Source organism: Wolbachia endosymbiont of Drosophila incompta, from assembly GCF_001758565.1.
In the GTDB taxonomy this organism is placed as follows: Bacteria; Pseudomonadota; Alphaproteobacteria; order Rickettsiales; family Anaplasmataceae; genus Wolbachia; species Wolbachia pipientis.
In genome coordinates this window covers 1,181,326-1,182,655 of the sequence record NZ_CP011148.1, presented here as the reverse complement: position 1 = coordinate 1,182,655, position 1,330 = coordinate 1,181,326, and the positions used below count along the sequence as shown (strand labels likewise).

Below are 1,330 nucleotides of genomic sequence, written 5' to 3'. Positions count from 1 at the left end.
AGATAGCGCATACCCTTCAGCTCCAGCGCGTGCAGTTCTACCTATACGATGAATATAGTCAGCTTGCGATTGTGGTGCATCATAATTGATAACATGTTGAATGTGGGGAATATCAAGGCCGCGAGAAGCAACATCTGTTGCAACCATGATTTGATTACGGCCACGACGAAAAGAATTAATGACCCTTTCGCGCTTGTGCTGCCTTAAATCACCATGAATTGCTAAAGCGCTATAGTCATCTTTGTGCAATCTGTTAGCTAGCTGATCCGCTCCTCGCTTTGTTTTGACAAAGATAATGATTGATCCTTCGCGCTGACATAGTTGTGTAACAAGCTTTTCATATTTTTCTGATTCTGATGCATAAACAATTTCTTGCTTAATTTTTACAGAAGTTGTAACCTCACAATCAACAGAAATACGTTCTGGTCGATTAAGGTACTTCTCAGCAAGTTTTACTATATCTCCAGGAAGAGTTGCAGAAAACATAAGAGTTTGCCTTATTTTAGGCAAATGCTTCATAATTTCTTCAATCTGAACTCCAAAGCCCATATCAAACATACGATCCGTTTCATCAAGCACAAGAACGCTAACATTGCGAGTAATCAAAGTTTTACGCTCAATATGGTCTATAATACGACCAGGAGTACCTATTACAATTTGTGGTTTTTTCTGAAGCTGATTTAGCTGCCTAAAAATAGGCTCACCACCAATCAACAAAGCGACCCTTAGTGCAGAATTTTGAGATAAGAGTTTTCTTATCTCATTTGTTACCTGATGCGCAAGCTCTCTGGTTGGCACGATGACTAAAGCTGAACCAGTGTTAGGCTCATTCAGCAACTTAGCAACCAACGGAATAGCAAATGCTAAAGTTTTTCCAGTCCCCGTTTGAGCAGATCCGAGAATATCTTTACCTTGTAGCGCTAAGGGAATCGCTTGTATTTGAATCGGAGTTGGGACGAAAAGATTACTTTTATCTAGAGCTTGTCTAAGCGAAGCTGGGAGACCCATCTCATGAAAATTATTCACAATACGTTAATCCTGTTAAAAGACTTCATAATAGATTAATCTTCCAATCTTAAATTTATTGCAGATTTTTTATCTTCTCCGTTTCTACCGCGCTCCTCTTTAACCTCATAACTCACCCTTTCTCCTTTTATTCCCTTCTCTTTATTCTCTCCTTTAAGTGCCTCAGGTCTTATTCCCGAACGTTCCAATGTGCTAATATGTACAAAAACGTCACCCCCTTTACCTTCTGGCTTGATGAAACCATAGCCTTTTTCGGCATTAAACCATTTTACATTACCAAATTCCATTTAAACAACTCCTAAAT

2 protein-coding genes are annotated in these 1,330 nt (G+C 39.1%); both read right to left on the bottom strand.

The window, feature by feature from the left end:
- Window positions 1-1,026, bottom strand: a 1,026-nt coding sequence (locus tag WG67_RS05370; protein ID WP_458694937.1) for a DEAD/DEAH box helicase, incomplete at its 3' end; no start/stop codon positions are given.
- Window positions 1,027-1,061: 35 nt separating this feature from the next.
- Window positions 1,062-1,313, bottom strand: coding sequence for a cold-shock protein (locus WG67_RS05365; RefSeq protein WP_006279919.1), 252 nt, complete (start codon window positions 1,311-1,313; stop codon window positions 1,062-1,064).
- Window positions 1,314-1,330 lie beyond the last annotated feature (17 nt).

Coding starts and splice junctions, on each gene's coding strand:
- WG67_RS05365 (WP_006279919.1), bottom strand. CDS start 1,313: ATGGAATTTGGTAATGTAAAATGGTTTAATGCCGAAAAAGGCTATGGT.